Origin of the sequence: uncultured Sphingomonas sp. (genome assembly GCF_934560975.1) — a bacterium.
Taxonomy (GTDB): domain Bacteria; phylum Pseudomonadota; class Alphaproteobacteria; order Sphingomonadales; family Sphingomonadaceae; genus Sphingomonas_I.
This window is the reverse complement of the sequence record NZ_CAKTFO010000012.1, coordinates 1-21,165: the sequence shown is the minus strand read 5'-3', so window position 1 is coordinate 21,165 and position 21,165 is coordinate 1. Positions and strand designations below refer to the sequence as shown.

Annotated in this window: 12 protein-coding genes; 9 read left to right on the top strand and 3 right to left on the bottom strand. The window is 67.1% G+C overall.

Features of this window, described 5'->3' with window-relative positions:
- The first annotated feature begins 125 nt into the window (after positions 1-125).
- A complete protein-coding gene (locus Q0D93_RS09225; protein ID WP_294393186.1) occupies positions 126-320 on the top strand; it encodes a hypothetical protein in 195 nt (64 codons plus the stop codon).
- Positions 321-351: 31 nt separating this feature from the next.
- On the opposite strand, the gene glmS is transcribed toward Q0D93_RS09225, so the two are convergent.
- Entirely contained in the window at positions 352-2,175 is a 1,824-nt protein-coding gene (glmS, locus tag Q0D93_RS09220) for a glutamine--fructose-6-phosphate transaminase (isomerizing) (RefSeq protein ID WP_294393184.1), read from the bottom strand.
- 223 nt (positions 2,176-2,398) lie between these two features.
- Between glmS and Q0D93_RS09215 the strand changes: the two genes are divergently transcribed.
- Positions 2,399-5,716 (top strand): glycosyltransferase, encoded by a 3,318-nt coding sequence (locus Q0D93_RS09215; RefSeq protein WP_294393183.1) that lies wholly within the window; start codon positions 2,399-2,401, stop codon positions 5,714-5,716.
- Here Q0D93_RS09215 and Q0D93_RS09210 read toward each other — a convergent pair.
- On the bottom strand, positions 5,713-6,282 hold the full coding sequence (locus Q0D93_RS09210; RefSeq protein WP_294393181.1) for a CHASE domain-containing protein: 570 nt from the start codon (positions 6,280-6,282) through the stop codon (positions 5,713-5,715). The genes Q0D93_RS09215 and Q0D93_RS09210 overlap by 4 nt on opposite strands.
- An 87-nt stretch (positions 6,283-6,369) precedes the next feature.
- On the bottom strand, positions 6,370-8,793 hold the full coding sequence (locus Q0D93_RS09205) for a hypothetical protein (protein WP_294393179.1): 2,424 nt from the start codon (positions 8,791-8,793) through the stop codon (positions 6,370-6,372).
- Positions 8,794-9,058: 265 nt separating this feature from the next.
- Between Q0D93_RS09205 and ahpC the strand changes: the two genes are divergently transcribed.
- The 7 genes from ahpC (at position 9,059) to Q0D93_RS09170 (ending at position 21,041) form a co-directional block, all read left to right on the top strand.
- Positions 9,059-9,622, top strand: a complete 564-nt coding sequence (gene ahpC, locus Q0D93_RS09200) for an alkyl hydroperoxide reductase subunit C (protein WP_294393178.1) — start codon at positions 9,059-9,061, stop codon at positions 9,620-9,622.
- Positions 9,623-9,688: 66 nt separating this feature from the next.
- Entirely contained in the window at positions 9,689-11,272 is a 1,584-nt protein-coding gene (gene ahpF / locus Q0D93_RS09195; RefSeq protein WP_294393176.1) for an alkyl hydroperoxide reductase subunit F, read from the top strand.
- A gap of 223 nt (positions 11,273-11,495) precedes the next feature.
- A complete protein-coding gene (locus Q0D93_RS09190) occupies positions 11,496-13,769 on the top strand; it encodes a TonB-dependent receptor (RefSeq protein ID WP_294393174.1) in 2,274 nt (757 codons plus the stop codon).
- A 69-nt stretch (positions 13,770-13,838) separates the two neighbouring features.
- Positions 13,839-16,088: a CehA/McbA family metallohydrolase gene (locus tag Q0D93_RS09185; protein ID WP_294393173.1), complete on the top strand. Its 2,250-nt coding sequence runs from the start codon at positions 13,839-13,841 to the stop codon at positions 16,086-16,088.
- Positions 16,089-16,639: 551 nt separating this feature from the next.
- Complete coding sequence (locus tag Q0D93_RS09180) at positions 16,640-17,035, top strand: hypothetical protein (RefSeq protein WP_294393170.1); 396 nt, start codon at positions 16,640-16,642, stop codon at positions 17,033-17,035.
- Positions 17,036-17,240: 205 nt separating this feature from the next.
- A complete protein-coding gene (locus Q0D93_RS09175) occupies positions 17,241-18,971 on the top strand; it encodes a hypothetical protein (RefSeq protein WP_294393168.1) in 1,731 nt (576 codons plus the stop codon).
- 330 nt (positions 18,972-19,301) lie between these two features.
- Positions 19,302-21,041 (top strand): ShlB/FhaC/HecB family hemolysin secretion/activation protein, encoded by a 1,740-nt coding sequence (locus Q0D93_RS09170; RefSeq protein WP_294393166.1) that lies wholly within the window; start codon positions 19,302-19,304, stop codon positions 21,039-21,041.
- Positions 21,042-21,165: the final 124 nt, after the last annotated feature.

Genomic DNA, 21,165 nt, shown 5'->3' with positions numbered 1-21,165 from the left:
AGGGTGAGCGCAAGATGAAGGTTTGCTCATGTTTCGGCTTGGGCGAAGTGTGTCGGCTTGTTCATGAATTGGCCAGCGTGCGGCAGCGTGGCGGCGGGCATGGTCCCGATCACCGGGAGACCAACATGCTTGCACCATCCGCCACCACCGCCCCACGCCCGGAGGAACAGCCCCCGTGCGCGGCCGATCGTCACCTTCCCTCACACCGGATCACCGTGGACAATGCGGGCGTGCAGCAATCCCGTTGCCGCCGCTGCGGATGCGAACTGCGCCGCCTGCCGACGCTGCGTCGCTGGTACCGATCGGGCCTGATGGGCTGACGCGGCGCACCGCCAGCCCATCCGCCTTCGCTCATTCCACCGTGACCGACTTGGCTAGGTTGCGCGGCTGATCGACGTCCGTGCCCTTGGCCAGCGCGACATGGTATGCCAGCAACTGGATCGGCACCGCATAGACCAACGGCGCGATCAGCGGGTGCACCTTGGGCATGGTGATGGTCGCCGCGCAGCCTTCGCCGGCCTGGGCGATGCCGTCATAGTCGCTGATCAGTACCACCCGCCCGCCGCGTGCGCGCACCTCCTGCATGTTGCTGATGGTCTTGTCGAACAGGGGGCCGGACGGCGCGATCACGATCACCGGCACGGCCGGGTCGATCAGCGCGATCGGACCATGCTTCATCTCGCCGGCGGCATAGCCCTCGGCATGGATGTAGCTGATCTCCTTCAGCTTCAGCGCGCCTTCCAGCGCCAGGGGATAGTCGGTGCCGCGGCCGAGATACAGCACGTCGCGGGCGTCCGCGATGGTCTCCGCCACCGCCCGCACGCTGCCTTCATAGGCCAGAGCGGCGTTGATTGCGGCCGGCGCCTCGCTCAGGTGACGGACGATGTCGCGTTCGGCGACCGCGCTCAAACGGCCGCATGCACGGGCGAGGTTAACGGCGAACGCCGCCAGCACGGCCAGCTGGCAGGTGAAGGCCTTGGTCGATGCCACCCCGATTTCCGGTCCGGCATTGGTCGGCAGCAGCAGATCCGCCTCGCGTGCCATGGTGCTGGTGGGCACGTTCACCACCGCCGCGATACGCTGCCCTTCGCCCTGCGCATGGCGGAGCGCGGCGAGCGTGTCGGCGGTTTCGCCCGACTGGCTGATGAACAGCGCCAGCCCGCCCGGCTCCATGATGGGTGCGCGGTAGCGAAACTCGCTGGCGACATCCAGGTCGACGGGCACATGGGCGAATTGCTCAAACCAGTAACGCGCGACCATGCCCGCGTAGAAGCTGGTGCCGCATGCCACGATGGTGACGCGGCGGATGCTGCCGAGGTCGAAGTCCGGTACGGGCAGGGACACCTGCTCTTCAAGGCGGCGCAGATAGCTTTTCAGCGTCTGGGCGACCGCCACCGGCTGCTCGTGGATCTCCTTCAGCATGAAATGGGCGAAGCTGCCTTTGTCGATCGTCTGTTCGGCCACGCCCGAATCCACGATCGCGCGCTCCACGGCCGTGCCGCTTTCGTCATAGACCTGCGTCCCGTCGCGGCCGAGCACGACCCAGTCGCCTTCCTCCAGATAGGCGATGCGCCGGGTCAGCGGCGCCAGCGCCAGCGCGTCGGAGCCGAGATAGGATTCCTCCTCGCCATAACCGATCACCAGGGGCGATCCGCGCCGGGCGCCGATCAGCAGATCGGGCGCGTCGCGGAACAGGATCGCAAGGGCAAAGGCTCCGGTCAGCTGCGGCAGCACGGCGCGCACCGCCGTGACCGGATCGTCGCCGGCCTCGACCCGCTCGCTCAGCAGGTGCGCCACCACCTCCGTATCGGTCTCGCTTTCGAAGACGCGACCGCGCGCTTCCAGCATGTCGCGCAGCGGCTTGAAGTTCTCGATGATGCCGTTGTGGACGACGGCGACATGCGCGGTCGCATGGGGGTGCGCGTTGGACGTGGTGGGCGCGCCATGGGTGGCCCAGCGGGTGTGGGCGATACCGACCGCACCCGGCAGCGGATCGTCGCGCAGCACGGCTTCCAGATGGGCCAGCTTGCCCTCAGCCCGCCGGCGGCACACGGCCCCGCCGCTCAGGGTAGCGATGCCGGCCGAGTCATAGCCGCGATATTCCAGTCGCTTCAGCGCCTGCAACAGCCGTTCGGATACGGGTTCCTGCCCGACGATGCCGACAATTCCGCACATGGTGACGTCCGTTCCCGTTCTGCCTGGCCGCCGGAACGCCCGGCGCCATCGTTGCGCATCTGCCGGGCGGCACATCTCCGCGCGCTGACCGGCACCTTACGGATGGGTAAGGGTGCGGCGCGGTGAACATGACAGGGATTTAAGGTGCCGCTCAGCCTTGTCTCATGTCACCCGGCATAAACGGCCATCCGTGCCGGGCTGCCCGGCGGGGAGCCCGTCTGCCATGAGCCTTCACACCATTCCGGTCTTTTTCGACCCGACCGGACGACGCAGCCGCTGGTCCAAGCGGATCGTCGGCCTGTTGCTGGTGGCGATCCTGCTTGCCGCGCTTGCCTTTGCCAGCACCTTGCTGGCGGTGCCGCGCGGGCGTGATTTGGCCTTGCCGTTCCCGCATCGTCGCGCCTCCGTGCTGGGCGGGATCGGTGGGGGGAAGGGGCTGGCGGGTTGGTTGCCGCGTCACAGCGCGCCCGATCCGCACAAGCCGCTCAGCATCGGCTTCTTCGTGCCCGACGACGATGCCAGCCTGACCTCGCTGCGTCAGCATGCCGGTGCGCTCGATTGGGTGGTGCCCGCGCTGGTGTCCGTGCAGGGGCCGCAGCACCGGCTCCAGATCGCGCAGGCTCCCGTGTTCGATCACATGATGGCGGCCCTGCCGCATGCGCCCAAGGTGCTGCCGATGGTGCAGAACTTTGCCGGCGAGACGTGGGACGGCGCGGGCGCGGCGGGGCTGCTGCACGATCCCGCCGCGCGGCGGCGCCTGGCCGGGCGGCTCGGCGCGATGGTGGCCGAACGGCATCAGGCCGGATTGGTGATGGATTTCGAATCGCTGCCCGCCAATGCAATGCGCGATTACATCCGCTTCCTCACCGACCTGCGCCGCGCCTTGCCCAAGGGCGCACTGATCGCCGTGACTGCCCCGGCAGCGGACGAGACCTGGCCGCTCGCCGCCATTGCGGCGCGCGCGGACCGCCTGATCTTCATGGCCTATGACCAGCATTGGGAGGGCGGCAACGCCGGGCCGATCGCGGAGCAGTCCTGGTTCGTGGATCAGGTGCAGCAGGCGGTGCGGGTCGTGGGGCGCGACAAGCTGGTCGTGGCGCTCGGCAACTATGCCTATGACTGGCATGGCGACGAGACCAGCGCCCTGTCGATCGAGGATGCGTGGCTTGCCGCACATGACAGCGATGCGGCGATCGCCTTCACCTCGCGCGGCAATGCCGGCTTCGCCTATGACGAAAACGGGGTGCGTCACACGATCTGGATGCTGGATGCCGCCGCCAGCTGGAACGAGCTGAACGCGCTCAAGCAGCTGGGTGTCGGCGCGGTGGCCTTGTGGCGCCTGGGCAGCGAGGATCCCGGCTTCTGGGCGGACCTCCCGGGCTTCCGCACCGGCCGCTTTCCCGATCTGTCGACGCCGCGATCGCTGCTCAACACGGACGTGGAAGGATCGGGCGAGATCCTGCGGATCACCGCCACGCCGACCGCCGGCCGCCGCATCATCACCCGCAATGCGCAGGGCATGATCGTGGGCGAGCGTTACGACGCGCTGCCGACGCCCTATGTGGTGCAGCGCACCGGCGGTCAGAGTCCCAAGCTGCTGGCGCTGACCTTCGACGACGGACCCGACGGCACATGGACGCCGCAGATCCTGGCCGAACTGGAGGCGGCGCATGTGCCCGCCACCTTCTTCGTGGTGGGGGAGAATGCATTGCAGCATCCCGCCTTGCTCAACAGGATCATTGCCGACGGGGGCGAGATCGGCAACCACACCTACACCCACCCCAATCTGGCGACGGCATCAGCCCGGCAGACCCGGATCGAACTCAACGCCACCCAGCGGCTGGTGCAGGCCTATACACGGCGCAGCATGACCCTGTTCCGTGCGCCCTATTTCGGCGATGCGGAGCCGACCACGACGGACGAACTGGAGCCGGCTTTGGCCGCGCAGCAGGCCGGCTATACGGTGGTCGGGCTGCACGTCGATCCCAATGACTGGCAGCGCCCCGGCACGCAGGCCATCATCGATCAGGTGACCGCCGGGGTGCACGCGGCAACGCCCGCCAACGCCCGCAATGTCATCCTGCTGCACGATGGCGGCGGCGATCGGGCGCAGACGGTGGCGGCCTTGCCCCGAATCATCGCCACCTTGCAGGCGCAGGGTTATCGCTTCGTCACCGTGTCGCAACTGGTCGGCCTGTCGCAGGCGCAGGCCATGCCACGGGTGCGCGGCAGCGACCTGCTGGCGGTGCGGACGGATGTGGCGGTGTTTCTGGTGATCGCGGCGGCGGCGGCGACGCTCGGCTGGCTGTTCTACCTTGCCATTTCGCTCGGCATCGCGCGTGCGCTGCTGATGGCGGGGCTGGCCTGGGCGCAGAGCCGCCGCCGCCGGCCCGAACCGCCGCAGTTCGAGCCGTCCGTGTCGGTCATCATCCCTGCCTATAACGAGGAACGGGTGATTGCCGGTTCGATCGCACGCGTGCTGGCAAGCGACTATCCCGGCTTGCAGGTGATCGTCGCCGACGACGGGTCGCTAGACCAGACCAGCGCGATCGTGGCGGGGGCGTTTGCTGGCGATCCCCGCGTGACGTTGCTGACGCTTCAGAATGGCGGCAAGGCGGCCGCGCTCAACCGGGCGCTGCGCGATGTCACGGGCGACGTGGTGATCGCGCTGGACGCGGACACGCAGTTCGAGCCGGAGACGATCCGTCGCCTGGCGCGCTGGTTCGTCGACCCCCGCATCGGCGCGGTGGCCGGCGACGCGCGGGTCGGCAACCGCGTCAACCTGGTCACGCGCTGGCAGGCGGTGGAATATATCACAGCCCAGAATCTGGAACGGCGCGCGCTCGCCGGCTTCGACGCGATGACGGTGGTGCCCGGCGCGGTCGGCGCGTGGCGGCGCACCGCCTTGGCATCGGTCGGCGGCTATCCGGAGGATACGCTGGCCGAGGACCAGGATCTTACCATCGCGCTCCAGCGGGCGGGTTGGCGGGTGACCTACGATCCGCGCGCGGTGGCCTGGACGGAGGCACCCGAAAGCTTCCGCGCTCTCGCCAGGCAACGGTATCGCTGGGCGTTCGGTACGCTGCAATGCCTGTGGAAGCATCGCGACGTGTTGCGGACGCGCCGTCCGTCCGGCCTGGCATGGGTGGGATTGCCACAGGCGTGGCTGTTCCAGATCGCCTTTGCCGCGATCTCCCCCCTGATCGACCTGGCGCTGGTCGTGTCGCTGGCGTCCACATGGGTGCGGGTCGGCCAGCATGGCTGGGCGCAGACCAGCGGCGATGTCGATACCATGGGCCTGTACTGGCTGGCCTTCACCGCCATCGACGTGGCGTGCGGCTGGCTCGCCTACCGCCTGGACGGCGGCCGTGCGCGCTATCCCGCTCACCTGCTGGTGGCGCAGCGGCTTCTCTATCGGCAGATCATGTATTGGGTGGTGATCCGGGCCTTGGCGTCGGCGATCGGCGGGATCGTCGTGGGCTGGGGCAAGCTGGAGCGGACCGGCCGGGTTTCCGCCGCCGCACCCCGCACTGCCGGCTAGCCCTTCAAAGCGTCCGCCATCGCGCGGCCGAGTTGCGCCTGGGTGACGGGCTTGCGCAGCAAGGCCGTTTCGTCCGGCCCTTCCCGGTCGAACAGATGCTCCGGAGCATAGCCGGTGGTGAACATGATCCGCGTGTCGGGCCAACGCCGCCGCACTTCCCGGGCCAGCGCGGTGTAACCCAAATTGTGCAGCAGCTGGACCGTCATGGTGCGCACATGATGGTCATCTTCGACCACCAGACCGATGTCCTCGGGACGACCCGACGTGCGGCCGAGCCGGCGCGCCCGCAGCATCGCGGCCCGCCGGACCGGTTCGGACAGCATGTCATAGCCGGTCGCAGCCCGGTTGCGCCGGCCGAGCGGCTCCAGGAACAGGATGGCTGACCCGGCCGGCGTGCGCGAGTCAGGCCAGAAGTAGAAATCGCGATCAGGTTCCTGGCGTCCACGCCGGCGACGACGGCCCGGTGATCCGGCGCGGCAAACGCCTCTGCATAGCCGATGCCGAACACGCCGGGATAATGGCCGGCCAAGTCCAACCGGTTCAGATATGCGCCAAACATCGCCCATCGACCTGGCCGTCGGCATTGAACAAGCCGGCGGTGCCGCGCAGCCTTGCGCCAGCGCGGTGAAGGTTCGGTTTACATCCGCCCGTGCTCACGATCGGGGGCGCGCCACGGACGCGACCGCCACCGCGTCCGGCGCATCCCGCAGGCGCAGATAGAGCCTGCCGTCCTCGGGCTTGGGAACGCCCAGCGTCGCACCGGTGAAGCCCGCCGGTACGGCGATGCTGCGCTCCAAAGCGGGGGTGGGCGCCACCGCCGCGATCAGGAACAGCCCCTGGCCGCGTAGGTTGCAGCCGGCATCGGCGGCATCGGCCGGGCAGTCCAAAGCCTCCAGCCGGGGCAACCGCGCCAGCGTGACCAGCGGCTGCCAGTCGCCCGTCTCCGCGCCCCGCACGATGCGGAACCGCAACGGGCCGAAGGCGGAGGGGCCGAGGCTGGCGGGATCGAAGCTGCCGACCATGATCTCCGGACCTTGCAGCCGCAGGTCAGGCCCAGCAGCCAGCCTGGTGGTGGCAAGGCCATCGCCGGTCGCAATCTCGATCCCGTCGCTGGGCAACAGCTGGGTGCCGGGCGCTGCCTTCATTGAAAAGACCAGTCGCGCTGTGTCCGGCAGCACATCCTTGCCCTGCACCTCCAGCAGGATGGCCGCTGGCGCCTGCTTCGGCGTCACGCTCATGTTGAGCAGGGATGCGTTGGGACGGGGTGGGGCGATCGTTACCGGCAGGGATGCGGTGCGGCCCTGGGTCAGCAGGATACGCGCGGTCCCGCTGCTCGCCGCCGCGCCGCTACCCATGCCCTCGGCGGCGATCCGCAACCGGTCCACCTCGCCATCGCGCGACAGGCCATCCGGCTTGAGGCGCATGTCGCCAAACTCCACGGCGGCCACCTGGTCCAGCCTTTGGCCGGACAGGATGCCCCAGCGATCGCCGGCATGGATGTCGAGCCGGTCGAGCCGGCTTGCCTGTTCATAGGCGCGCAGCGTCAGCGTCGATGGTCCGGTCGCGCCAAACTGGCGCACCTCCAGCGTCAACTCGCCCGGCTTGGCGGCCTTGAGCGGCAGGGTGACGTCGATCGCGCCGTCGCCCCGCATCGTCCAGGCGACAGGCTCGGCCGAGGCGCCGCGGCGCATCGTCACGCCGTGAACGCAGGCCGGGGCCGCGCCGGTCAACGTGACCACATTGTCCCGTCCCGTCACCAGAGTGGTTGCTGCCTGGCTGCTCCATCCCTTGTTGTCCGGAGCCTGGAGCGTGAAGTCCGGCCCGTCGAACGGATCAAAGCCCCACGCGCCATGCAGGTGCGCCTTGATGGTGCCGCTGAGCCAGGTGGGCAGTGCCTGCTTCGGCACATAGCCGCCACGATCGGCGCGCGCCTGCACCGGCAACTCCATGGTCCGTCCATCGGCGGTGGTCAGGCGCACCGCCATGGTGTGGGCATAGGCGGTCGAGTAGATCAGCGGTGCGCCATCGACGGGCAGCACAATGCCGGGCCGCATCGCGCAGATCGGCTGCTCGGCCGTGTTGCGCAGGCGCGGCGGGCTGCTGGCATCGATCGCCGGCATGGCCGCCACCAGCACCGATTTGGGCGTCTTGAACGATGGCGCCGCATTCAGCAGCAGCGAAACGCCCGCGCCCTGCCGCAGGCTGAGCGTGGGGAGGTAGTTGAACTGCGGATTGCTGAACGCGCCGAACACGCGCGCAATGTCGCGCACCACCCCGATATAGGGCGTATAATAACCGAAGCCCGCCTCCGGCGTGGCGCTGAGTTGCAGCGCTAGATCCGTGGTCGCCCCGGTCAGCGTTTCGGCCAGCGAACTGCCGTGCACGTCGCCCAGCACCAGGGATTCCCGGTTTTCGAGCAGGCAGGCCGCCTGCAACTCGATTACCTTTGCCAGGCAGTCTTCGTTCAGCTTCATGGACAGGCTGCGCGCCAGTACGGGGGCGACCGTCTTCAGATATTCCGGATAGCTATTCTCCTGCGCCTGGATCGCCGCCATGAAGGCGTCCAGCCGCGATCGGTCGAGCGATGCCTGGTTCAGGTCCTGCGTAGCCCGCACGAACTCGCCGGGCCGGCCGCGCACATTGTCGATGATGGTATCGGACGCGCCGCCCGTATCGGGCACCAGAAACAGCACCAGCTGCCGCGCCCCCTTGGGCACGGTTACGGCGAGCAGCCGGTCCTTGTCCTTCCGTTTCCAGGTTTCCGCCACCCTGATCCACGACTTGGCCGGCGGGTTGGTCGCACCCTGCAGGAAAGCGGATACCAACAGGAAGCGCGCGCGCTGATCGTCGGGCAGGTCGGCACCCATGTGCAGCAGGTCGCCGGTGGCGAGGCCCGGCACCTCCCCGATCGGCAGGGTCCTGGCACCGCGCGTCACCGTTATCCGCATGCCGGGGCCGGGCAGGTCGAACGGGGCAGTGTCCGCCGCGTGCGACGGCGAAAGCGTTGCCGGGGCGAGCAGCAGGGCCAAGGAGGCGGCGCTCTGCCACAGGCGATCCAGGCGGGTGCGGGGTTGCATGGCGCCCTTCATGCGGGATCGGCCGCAAGGATCAAGCAATAGGCGACAAGGTGCGTCATCGTCCGCTTCGGCGTGACCCGCTGGACTGCTTTGACGGGATTCATTGTCACAGGCGCAGCACAATCGGGACATATTCGTTGTCGTGGGCAGGTGAAGCTGCTCGACTGATCGACGCAACCGATCAGATAATGTCAAAATCGCCATTTTGGACCCTTGCTGCGGCGCACTATGTCGTCGTTGCAATCAGCCCCCAAGGAGATGTTCCATGTCGCTCATCGGCACCACGATCAAGCCGTTCGCAACCCAGGCCTACAAGGACGGCAAGTTCATCACGGTCACGGACGCCGACACCCGCGGCAAGTGGGCGGTCTTCTTCTTCTATCCGGCCGACTTCACCTTCGTCTGCCCGACGGAGCTGGAGGATCTTGCCGATAATTACGATACGTTCCAGCAGCTTGGCGTGGAAATCTACTCGGTTTCGACCGACACGCATTTCAGCCACAAGGCATGGCACGACACCTCGCCGGCGATCGGCAAGATCAAGTACACCATGCTGGGTGACCAGAACCACGTCATCAGCAACAATTTCGACATCCTGCGCGCTGGCCAGGGCCTGGCCGACCGCGGCACGTTCGTGGTCGATCCCGACGGCGTGATCCAGCTGATGGAAATCACCAGCGAGGGCGTCGGCCGCAACGCGGTCGAGCTGCTCCGCAAGATCAAGGCGGCGCAGTACATCGCCGCGCACCCGGGCGAAGTCTGCCCGGCCAAGTGGGAAGAGGGCGAAACCACGCTGGCGCCGTCGCTCGACCTCGTCGGCAAGATCTGACTCACTATCGGGGGCGGGCACCGGCCGGCTCCCGCCCCGTTTGTGTAAGCGTAACAGGAGAGCGCGGTGCTCGACGCCAATCTGAAGACTCAGCTGAAGGCCTATCTGGCCAACATCAAGCAGCCGATCGAACTCGTCGCCTCGGCGGACGAGGGCGCGAAGTCGCGCGAGATGCTGACCTTGCTGGACGAAATCGCCGCGCTTTCCCCCGACGTCGATGTCGTCCGCAGGGATGACGATGCGCGTCGTCCGTCCTTCATGATCCGCCGCAAGGGCACCGACATCGGCGTGCGCTTTGCCGGCATTCCGATGGGCCACGAATTCACGTCGCTGGTGCTGGCGCTGCTGCAGGTCGGCGGCCACCCCTCCAAGCTGACGCAGGAGGTGATCGAGCAGGTCCAGGCGCTGGACGGTGACTTTGCCTTTGAAAGCTATTTCTCGCTCACCTGTCAGAACTGCCCGGACGTGGTGCAGGCGCTGAACCTGATGAGCGTGCTCAACCCCCGCATCCGCCACGTCGCGATCGAGGGCGGCGCCTTCCAGGACGAGGTCGAGGCACGGCAGATCATGTCGGTGCCAGCCATCTTCCTGAACGGCGAGCCGTTCGGCCAGGGCCGCATGAACGTCGAGCAGATCCTCGCCAAGCTGGATACGGGCGCGTCCGCCCGCGCCGCCGAGAAGATTTCCGCCAAGGAGCCGTTCGAGGTGCTGGTGGTCGGCGGCGGACCGGCTGGCGCGGCGGCGGCGATCTATGCCGCGCGCAAGGGCATCCGCACCGGCATCGCGGCCGAACGGTTCGGCGGCCAGGTGCTCGACACGATGGCGATTGAGAACTTCATTTCGATCAGGCATACCGAAGGTCCGCAACTCGCCACCGCGCTGGAACAGCATGTCGCCGATTATGAGGTCGACGTGATGAACCTGCAGAAAGCGGCAAAGCTGGTGCCGGCGCAGGCGCAGGGCGGTTTGCACGAAGTTACCCTGGAAAGCGGCGCCACGCTGAAGGCGCGTACCGTGATCCTGTCCACCGGCGCGCGCTGGCGGCAGATGAACGTGCCGGGCGAGGATGCTTATCGCAACAAGGGCGTGACCTATTGCCCGCACTGCGACGGCCCCTTGTTCAAGGGCAAGCGCGTGGCGGTGATCGGCGGCGGCAATTCCGGTGTCGAGGCGGCGATCGACCTAGCTGGCATTGTCGCGCACGTTACCCTGGTCGAGTTCGCGGCTGACCTGCGCGCCGATGCGGTGCTCCAGCGCAAGCTCGCCAGCCTGCCCAACGTGAAAATCATCACCTCCGCCCTTTCCACCGAGGTCAAGGGCGATGGCGAGAAGGTCACGGCGCTGACCTACAAGGATCGCAACCACGACACGCTGCACGAGATCGAGCTGGAGGGTATCTTCGTCCAGATCGGCCTGGTTCCGAACACCGAATGGCTGAAGGATGCGGTGGCCTTGTCCAACCGTGGCGAGATCGAGATCGATCATCGCGCCGAAACCTCGCAGCCCGGCATCTTCGCCGCCGGGGATTGCACCACGGTACCCTACAAGCAGATCGTGATCGCCATGGGCGAAGGCTCCAAGGCGTCGCTGTCCGCCTTCGACTATCTCATCCGGCTCCCGACCGAGGCTGAGGTCGCCGAAGCGGCCTGAGAGTTCGCCACGCCATATTGATGATGGAAAGGCCGCACGGGATCGTCCCCCGGGCGGCCTTTTTCGTTCAACTGGACCCGCGCCACGCCCGTTCACGGTCTTTGACTGACGCAAGCCAGCCACAGCGAACGGGTTTCACTCACGTCCGTAATAAAAGTGTCCACCACCGGCTCTAGCTCCCCCTCGCGTCCACCGGGACGTGGAACCAAAACAAGGGGCATTCATGTTGCTGCGCACGATCCTTCTGTCCTGCACCGCGCTCGCGCTGCAAACCGCCTGGAGCGGCCAGGCCATGGCGCAAGCGAACACGGATGCCGAACAGGCGACGGCGGAAGGGCCGGAGGAGATCGTCATCCTGGGCCGCGGCGAGACGCGCCAGGTGCAGACGCTGACCAAGGCGGACATCGACGTGGCGCCCCCCGCGACCAGCCCGATCAAGGTCCTGGCCAAGCTGCCGAGCGTCAATTTCCAGAGCGGCGACCCGCTCGGCATCAATGAATATTCCACCAGCATCTCGGTCCGCAGCTTCGGGCAGACGCAGCTCGGCTACACGCTCGACGGCCTACCGCTGGGCGACATGTCCTACGCCAATTTCAACGGCCTGCACATCAGCCGCGCCACCATTTCCGAGAATATCGGCGCGGTGGAACTGGCGCAGGGCGCGGGCGCGCTCGACACCGCGTCGTCGTCGAACCTGGGCGGCACCATCAAATTCTCGACCGTCGATCCGACGCTGGAACCCGGCGTGCTGGCCGAGGCGGGCTATGGCAGCGAGAATACCTATCGCCTGTTCGCGAGGCTCGACAGCGGCGACCTCGGTAATGCCGCGCGCGGTTACTTGAGCGGTGCGCGGCTCGACCAGCCGCACTGGAAGGGCAAGGGCAAGACCACGTCGTGGCAGGCCAATGCCAAGCTGATCCTGCCGCTCGGCCCCGACACCACCGTCACCGCCTACGGCGCCTATTCGGATCTGGCGACCGACGATTATATGGACATGTCCAAGGCGCTGATCGAGCGTTACGGCTGGAAGTGGGATTACCTCCGCTACGATTGGCAGACCGCGGTCGACCTGGCCAAGGCGTATCAGGCCAATCCGGCCGGCGATTGCACCACCAACGTCTATCCCAACGGCATACGCTGCGTCGACGATGCCTATTTCGACGGCACCACGCTGCGGCGTGACTATCTCGGCTATGTCCGCCTGGACAGCCAACTGGCCGACAACGTCAAGATCCGGATCCAGCCCTATATTCACCGCAACCGGGGCGAGGGCACGTGGTGGTATCCCTATTCCGGCACGCCCGGCGGCGCGCCCTTGTTCGTCCGCAGTTCGGGCTACCGCATCCAGCGTGAAGGCACCACGGCGTCGATGACGCTGAACATCGCCAACCACGATATCGAGTTCGGCGGCTGGTACGAACATAACCGCTTCATGTACCGCCGCTTCAAGTACGGCATCGATGCGGACGGTGGCAATTGGGACCATCGCCAGTGGCCCAAGCAGTCCGACAGGTTCGACCGTTATTATGACTATCGCTACACGGTGAACACCTATCAGGGCTTCCTGCAGGATACCTGGCAGGTGACGGACGCGCTGAAGGTGACCGGCGGCTTCAAGGCGCAGGACGTGGGCGTCACCAACGACATCCGCTACACCACCATCTCGCAGGCGGCCGGCAAGATCACGGCCAAGGACCTGTTCCTGCCGCAGATCGGCGCCAACTACATGATCGATCCCAAGTTCGAACTGTTCGCCGGCTATGCCGAGAACATGTCCGCCTTCGGGTCGGGTCCGTTCGGCACCACCCAGGCCGCGTTCGACGCCAACAAGGACGACCTCAAGCCGGAAAGCTCGCGGACGGTGGAAGGCGGCGTGCGCGTTCACCTGCCGCGCTTCGAAGGCCTGCTGTCGGCCTATCACGTGACGTTCAAGAACCGCCTCGCCGGCTTCAGCCCCTGTTCGCTGATCGAGACCTGCACCAGCATCACCTCCAACGTCGGCAGCGTGCACACCAATGGCGTGGAGGTCGCGGGCACCTATCGTCCGCTGCGCTACGTGTCGCTGTTCGGGTCATATTCCTTCACCCACGCCAAATATGCGGACGACACGCTGAACGGTGCAGGCGAGGTCGTGTTGGCGACCGACGACAATTACGTCACCGGCGTGCCCAAGCACATCGCCAATAGCGAGATCGCCTATGACAATGGCCTGATCTTCGGCCGCATCAACGGCAGCTATCAGAGCAAGCGTTACTACACCTACCTCAACGACGGGTCGCTGAAGGGGCGTTTCCTGACCGACCTGACGCTCGGCTTCCGTACGCCGTCATCGGGTCCGCTGGGCGGGCTGGAGATTCAGGGTAACGTCACCAACCTGTTCGACAAGAAGTATATCGCCACCGGCGGCAGCACCAACAGCGACGCGGCCGGTACCTATCAGGGGCTGATGATCGGCGCGCCGCGGCAGGTGTTCGTCACCGTTCGCAAGCGTTTCTGATCTCTGGTGTCGCGCATCCGGGCCGCGGGCGCGCGACAGCCCTCTTCTTGCCCTTTCGGAAAGCCCGTCATGTCCCTCCGCACGTTCGGCGTCGCTCTCGCCATGGCCGTCGCCCTGCCGGCACCCGCCGCGGTCCGGATCATCCGGGGACCGACGCCGATCGTCAGCGGACAGGCCAGCGCGCCTGGCGACATCACCCTGATGAACGATCGACTGGCGGTGGGCCTGGCGGTCGAAACCGCGCCGCCCTGGGCGATCCCGCGCGGTGCGCTGATCGATGCGGCGCCGGTAGTTGGCGGGGTGATCGGCAAGGACCGGCTGACCTTTGGCGACTTTCTGCCCAACAGTTGGATTGCCTGGCCGAGCAGTCGGCAAGATGTCCGCATCGTCAAGCAGCACGCCGGCGAAGCGATCGTGGAGGCCGTGCGCAACTGGGCGGATGTCGAGATCCGCACCTGCTACACCCTGCGCGAGGGCGAGGATGCGGTCCATCTCAGCGTGGAGATGACCAATCGCGGCACCAAGCCGGTCGAGCAGGCGCTGTCAGGCTTCGTCCTGTGGACGCTGGGCGGGCACTTCTTCGGCGTGCCCGGCATCGCCCGAGGGTCGGACGGGCCTACCACGGGCGCAATGGCCGACAGGATCGTCGGCTATGATCGCGACTGGGCGATCGCCATGCACATGGCCGATTTCGACCGGTTCGGGTTCGGCGGGCGCGACCTTTATCGCCGGACGACGCTGCAACCGGGCGAGAGCCGTACCTTTCAGGGGACGTTGCAGGTAGTGCCGCGTGGCGACCTTGCCCCGATCGTCGCGGCCGAACTTGCCGGGTCCAGCCAAGGGGCGGCGCACATTTCGGGTCAGGTGACGCAGGCCGACGGCACCCGCGTCGCCGCGCCGGTGGTGGTCGCGGAGAAGGATGGCACTCCGTTCGCATGGACCTTGGGCCAGGATGGCCGCTACGCTTTGTCCCTGCCGCCCGGCCGTTACCGTTTCTACGCGACCGGGCAGGGTTACAATGAGAGTAAGCGGGTAGAGGCGACCCTGGCCGCCCGCGCGACCAGGTCCCAGGACTTCAGCGGCCTCCAGCCGCCCGGCCGCGTGCGGCTGACCGTGCGGGAGGAAGGAAGCGCCGCGCCGCTCGACGCCCGCATCGGCATCGTCCAGGGGCAGCAGCCTTTGGTCGAGTATCTCGGCCGCAGCACCTTTTTCACTGCCCTGGACCATGTCGGCGACGCGGAGTTCGCGCTGGCGCCAGGCGAATATCGATTGTCGGTCGGTTCCGGTGCAGGCTTCACCACCAAGCCGGCAACCGTCACCGCCATGGTCGCGCCCGGCCAGACCTGGACCAGCGAGGTGCGCATCCCCCGCCTGTTCCGGCCCGAGGCGGACGGCTGGTATGCGGCCGACATGCACCACCATTCGGATCAGGCCGACGGGTCGACGCCCCCGGCTGACGTGGCGCGCTCCGAACTTGCGGCGGGGCTCGACCTCCTCTTCGTCAGCGACCACGACCTTACCACCAGCCATCGTGCGCTTGCCGCCATCGCCGCGCGGCGCGGGGTGCCCTTTATCCCGTCTGCCGAGCTGTCGCCCTCCTGGGGGCATTTCAACGTCTATCCGGTGAAGCTGGACGAACCCGTCCGGCTGGAAATGGCGACTGCCAGCGCCGCCGACGTCTTTGCCGAAGCCCACCGGCTCGGCGCCACCGCCATCCAGGTCAACCACCCCTATGTCGACGGCGAGGGCTATCTGTCGAGCGTGGATCGCGGCGTGGCGCATGGCGGGTTCGATCCGGCGTTCGACCTGCTGGAGATCAACGGATCGAGCGGAGAGGGCGACGGGAAGGTGGTCGACCGCGCCTGGGCGTCATGGAGCACGAACCGGCCTTACTTCCTCAGCGCCGGGTCGGACGTGCACGACGTCTGGAACAGCGTATCGGGCAGCGTCAGGGTCTATGCGCATGTTGACGGGCCGCTGACCGCCGGGCGGTTCGTGGACGCCGTCCGGCGCGGCCAGTCCTATGTCACGCGCGGGCCGTTGATCACGCCTGATCATGACTTCGGCACCACGGTGGCCGTCGCGCCGCGTGAAAGCGTCACCATCGGGTTCAAGCTGCAGTCCACCACCGGGCTGAAGCGCGCCAGCATCGTCCATGACGGCAAGGTCGAGCGGGTCGTCGACTATGCCGGCCAGGCCACCGCCTTGCTCTCCATTCCTGTGATCACGCCGTCCGCCGGCTGGTACGCCCTGACTGTTGAGGACACCGCCGGCAAACGCGCCAACACCAATCCCATCTGGATCGCTCCTCGGCGGTGACTGCCGCAGAGCGAGGCCGCGAGAACGGAAGTGTCGGAAAGCGCGATACCGCAGCCGCAGCCGACAGCCAGCCATCGCTTCGATCGGGTGGCAAGCGACCGGACATACCCGCATCTGTTCCTGGCTAGCGCATCGGTTCATCATGTTGGTACGGCTGGAGCCGCCAGTCCCTGCGCGGATCAGGTCGCTTCGCAAAGCGCTGGAAGGATGTGTTCGCCAATCAGGTGCTGACGGCACCGACCTCCGCACACAGGGCCTATCTGCCGCTTTCCAAACAGCGCCTGAACCTGTCGGACGCCGACGCCGAGATGATGCAAAACCTCCGTCCCAGGCGATCCGCCTTGCGTGAGGATCACGATCCTCGACGCCAGCAAGACGCGGGGGGCGATCATCTCCGAAGGGTTGCGCGATGCGGGGTTCGACGATCTGGTGGTGCACGAATCCGGCCGCCCCGCCTATCGCCTAGTTCCTCTCCGACCACCGCATCTTTGCAGCTTAGCCGCCTTGTCAGGATTTAACCGGCTTTTCACAGAAGGTAGCGATGTTGCGGCATGGCCGGTCCCATCCTTGCCTTGATCATCGGTGCAAGTGCGGCCGTGTCGCCGGGCGCTACGAGCACCTGCCCTTTGTCCTTTCCGCAGTTCTGGACCATGTTCATCCGCTCCGCGCGATATCAGGCCGCGCACACCGCCCCGGTGCTTGTCGACACGCGCGTGGTCGACGCGGGGGGCGGCGAGCCCACCCTGGCGCGAACGATGGTGCGCAGGGAACGGCTTGCCTTTCCCGTCGCGGTCGTGCCGAACGGGTATGTCGTCCTGACACGGCGTTTGTCATCCCACAGCCGCGAGGTGACCGTCAGCAGGGAGGATACGGACATGCAGGTCCGCTATACCTTTCACCGGCAAGGCTGCTGGACCTTGGTGCGGCGGGACGACGATTCTCTTTGAGGCCGTTCCGCATGTCTGTGGTGCCGCCAATCGGCTGACGAGCCGGTGGTGAGCGGCTTCTTACCTTTTGGTTCATTATCTTATATGTGTGTCATCGGGCAGAACGGGATGCTCGTCCCGGCGTGCAGCCTGGGTTCAGCCCGGCCGTGCGCATCGGTCGGGCAGGGTCTGGAAGGGCTGGCCGGATGAGCTGGGATAGGGGTCGATGACGGGGCTGGAGGTCGGGCAGGGGGCGGCGCGCGCGCTGCGGGTCTGCTTCTTCTTCAACGCGCAACGCCACCAATTGCTGCACGGCATCTCGACGGCGGTGGCGCTGGCCCGGCGGGAGGGGTTTGCGGTCACGGTGATGTCGCCGTCTTGCGGGCATATCGACTACGCCCGGATGCTGGTCGCGCGGTTGGGCGGTGCGCCGATCGCGTTCGTGTCCGCCGAAGCCGCGATGCTGAACGTCGCGCGGCGGGTGACGGGCAGCTGCGTGCCGCCCAAGCTGCTGACGCTGGCGGTGCTGGCGCCCGAGCTCAGCCGCTTCGATGCGATCGCTTTGCCGGAGCGGACGTCGATCATCCTGCGTACGGCGGGGCTGCGCGGCCCGTGCTTCATCCACCTGGACCATGGCGCGGGCGATCGCGCGATCGGGTTCGACCCGCGCATCCGCAAGTTCGATTTCGTGCTGATGGCGGGCGAGAAGCACCGCCGCCGCCTGCAGCGGGAAGGGCTGATCCGGGAGGGGCGCTATGCCGTGGTCGGCTATCCCAAGTTCGAGGCAGCCGATGCCGCGCGCGAGCCGGGCTGGACCCCCTTTCCCGGCGACCGTCGGCCGATCGTGCTGTACAATCCGCATTTCTCGACATTGGGATCGTGGGAACGGTGCGGCGCGGCGGTGCTGCGCGCCTTTGCCGGGCAGGATCGCTACAATCTGGTCTTGGCGCCGCACGTCCGCCTGCTGGACAGCGACCGGGCCAAGGCGCGGTGGCAGGCGACTTTGGCGCCCTATGCCGACCATCCGCGCATCTTCATCGATCCCGGCAGCGACCGGTCAATCGACATGACCTACACCGATCTGGCGGACATCTATCTGGGGGACGTCAGCAGCCAGGTCTACGAGTTCCTGCGGCGGCCGCGCCCCTGCCTGTTCCTGGATGCCAACGGGGTCGATTGGCGCGCGGACGAGAATTACGGCCACTGGCACTTCGGGCCGGTGTTGCGCGACTGCGCCGGGCTGATCGCGGCGATCGATGCCGCGGGGGCGAACCATGCGACCTTTGCCGCGCCGCAGGAGGCGGGGTTTGCCGCCACGTTCGATGCGCGCGATTCGTCCGGATCGGAGCGCGCGGCGGAAGCGATCGCGATGCATCTGTCCGCGCGGCAGCGGGTGCGGCCACGGCCGCACCGCCGTCCCGCCGACTGGATCGCCGCCCCGCGCCGGCATGTGGCGCGGGCTGCCCGGCGCGCGGCGGTGATCCTGCCGGCCGTGCTGACAGGGTGGCTGATGCACGAGGCGACGGAGCCCACGCCGACCATCGCCGCGCCGCTCACCTTCGTGGACGAGGCCGCCCGGTCGCTGGACGTGCTGCTGATCCGGGGCGAGATGCGGTCTCAGGCTGAGGCGACCGACTACGATATCGACGAGGTGCTGCGCACCACCGCCATCCGCCTACCGAAGCTGCCGGCCGGGTGGCGCGTGCTGGATATGCAGCTGTTCCCGTCACACCTGGGCACCAGCGTGCAGACGCTGATCCTGACGCCGGAGGGGGAGCGCGTCGCGCTTGTCGGCATGCGAATCGAAACCCCGGCGGGACGCAAGCCGCTGCTGGCGCACCGGCAGGACGACCGCATCGCCTATTGGGAAGACGGCGACATGGCCTATGCGCTAGTCGGCCGCACCTCCGCCCGGCGGTTGCTGCGCTTGGCCGATCGGGTGGGCTCGACCAACTGAGACCCGCGCGCGGGCAAGCGCGCCTTATTGCCGCCGTGCCGGTCCGAAGCGCAGATCCGAACCTGCGTCATCGCGCCTGACGGGACGGGAAGTCGTCAGCCGGCTGCTTGCCCTTGCCGGATCGCTGCATATGTCGCCAGGACGGTGCCGCCGTGCAAAGTATGTGGGCCGACAACAGCAGTGTCGCATTGTTACCATCTGCAACAAAGGGCAACCAATACTTAGAAAATACAAAAATTAAGCGGTCATTTACCGGATTGCACGAAATGAACAGCAACTTGATCGGCAGGTCCGGTCAGATGTTCTTCGCAGATCAGGGTAATTGAGACAATGCCGCGCAAGATCGTTTTTCTTCTGTCGACCGGTTTGCTGGCGCTGGCCGATTCCTCGGCCTTGGCGCAGACCGCCGTCGAGCGTAACCTGCCGCCGGCGCCGCAGACCGGCGTGGCCCCGGTCGAGGTGCGCGATGCCACGCCGGCGTCGGAGGATGCGACTCCGCTGGGTGCCAACCTGAAGGCGATCGTGCTGCTGGACGCGCAGGAGGCAGCGGTGGACGCGGCTGCGATCGCGCCGGGCGTGCATGCCGCGCGACTCGGCCAGCTGGATGGCGGCCGCCTGCGCCGTCGCCTCGGCCGCTTTCTGGGGCAGCCGCTCAGCCGCAGGCTGATCGCTCAGATCCAGGCGGAGGTGGCGCGCGCCGCCCGTACCGCCGGCCGCCCGTTCGTCTCCCTCTCCACCCCGGAGCAGGAGATTACCAGCGGCGTGCTCCAGCTGCGGGTGACCGAGTTTCGTGTTGGTAGCGTCAGCGTACAAGGCACGGACGGCCGCGATGCCGCCGCGCTGAAGCGGCAGGTGCGGGTTGTGCCCGGCCAGCCGGTGGACAGCCGCGTGCTGGCAGAGGATCTCGACTGGATCAACCGCAACCCGTTCCAGACCGTGGGCGCGCAATTCGCCCCCGCCACCCAGGCCGGCAATACCGACCTGACGCTGGCGGCGGAGCGGACCCGGCCGTTTCGCCTTTATGGCGGCTGGTCCAACACCGGGTCGCAATCGACCGGGATCGACCGCTTCTTTGTCGGCGGCCTGGTCAAGCTGCCGGTGCTGACCGGGGCCTATGCTTCCTACCAGCTGACGGGCAGCCGCGACTTCTGGGTGCGTGGCGGCGACATCTTTCCGCGCGATCCGCGCTATGTCGCGCAAGGCGGTCGCATCTACATTCCGACTGCGCCGCGGCAGAATATCGAGATCACGATCAGCGACGCACTGACCAACCAGGTCGTCAATGCCGACTTCACCGTGCGCCAGCGCACCACGGAAGCGACCGCCGCCTATCGCACGGCCCTGTCCAACCTGGGCCTGCCGACCGGCTATGGCGACCTGCTGATCGGCGTGGAGGGCAAGCGCCAGCACCGCACGGTATTCTTCGGCAGCCAGACCGCGCTCGATGTGTCGGCGGACATCTGGCAGGGCCTGATCGGCTGGTCCAAGGGCTGGCTGGGCAATGGCCGGCAGGCATCGGCGGCGCTCAACCTCCACGTCAGCCCGGGCGGCCTGACCGACCGCAGCAGCAGCGCGCGCCTGTCCGACATCACCAACGGTCGCAGCGCGTCCGCCAAATATGCCTATGCCACGCTGGACCTGACCGGTCAGACGCGGCTGCCGCACAATTTCGCGCTGACCAGCAGCCTGTCGGTGCAATATGCGGCCAAGGCCGTGCCGCTGTCGGCGCAGATCGGCCTGGGCGGCGACGGGCTGGTGCGCGGCTATACGTCCGACGACGGCAGCTTCGACGCGGGCGCGGTGATCCGCAACGAAGTGCGAATGCCGCCGCTCCAACTGCTCGGCCACAACCGCGACCAGCTGTCCCCCTATCTGTTCGTCGACGCCGGCTATGGCCGCGACCGCGCGCTGCACAGCGACGAGACGGTCGTCTCGGCTGGTGCCGGCACCGATTATCGGATCGGCAGCCACTTCTCGGCCGGAGTGAATGCCGGGCTGGCCCTGACCGATGGCCAGCGCACCAGGTCGGGCAATGCCCGCGTCCAGGCCCGCGCCACCATCAGCTTCTGATCGCACCCACGATCAAGGCGGATTTCTCAACCTCAACATCCCTGAAGACACCCCAAGCGAAGGACCACTCGCATGACCACGACCCAGAACAATATCGAGCTTTCCGGTTCGCAGTTCCTCTACG

Bases quoted from the DNA above. Each gene is read 5' to 3' on its own strand.
- Q0D93_RS09225 (WP_294393186.1), top strand. From the start codon at position 126: ATGCTTGCACCATCCGCCACCACCGCCCCACGCCCGGAGGAACAGCCC.
- glmS (WP_294393184.1), bottom strand. From the start codon at position 2,175: ATGTGCGGAATTGTCGGCATCGTCGGGCAGGAACCCGTATCCGAACGG.
- Q0D93_RS09215 (WP_294393183.1), top strand. From the start codon at position 2,399: ATGAGCCTTCACACCATTCCGGTCTTTTTCGACCCGACCGGACGACGC.
- Q0D93_RS09210 (WP_294393181.1), bottom strand. From the start codon at position 6,282: ATGGGCGATGTTTGGCGCATATCTGAACCGGTTGGACTTGGCCGGCCA.
- Q0D93_RS09205 (WP_294393179.1), bottom strand. From the start codon at position 8,793: ATGCAACCCCGCACCCGCCTGGATCGCCTGTGGCAGAGCGCCGCCTCC.
- ahpC (WP_294393178.1), top strand. From the start codon at position 9,059: ATGTCGCTCATCGGCACCACGATCAAGCCGTTCGCAACCCAGGCCTAC.
- Q0D93_RS09190 (WP_294393174.1), top strand. From the start codon at position 11,496: ATGTTGCTGCGCACGATCCTTCTGTCCTGCACCGCGCTCGCGCTGCAA.
- Q0D93_RS09185 (WP_294393173.1), top strand. From the start codon at position 13,839: ATGTCCCTCCGCACGTTCGGCGTCGCTCTCGCCATGGCCGTCGCCCTG.
- Q0D93_RS09180 (WP_294393170.1), top strand. From the start codon at position 16,640: ATGGCCGGTCCCATCCTTGCCTTGATCATCGGTGCAAGTGCGGCCGTG.
- Q0D93_RS09175 (WP_294393168.1), top strand. From the start codon at position 17,241: ATGACGGGGCTGGAGGTCGGGCAGGGGGCGGCGCGCGCGCTGCGGGTC.
- Q0D93_RS09170 (WP_294393166.1), top strand. From the start codon at position 19,302: ATGCCGCGCAAGATCGTTTTTCTTCTGTCGACCGGTTTGCTGGCGCTG.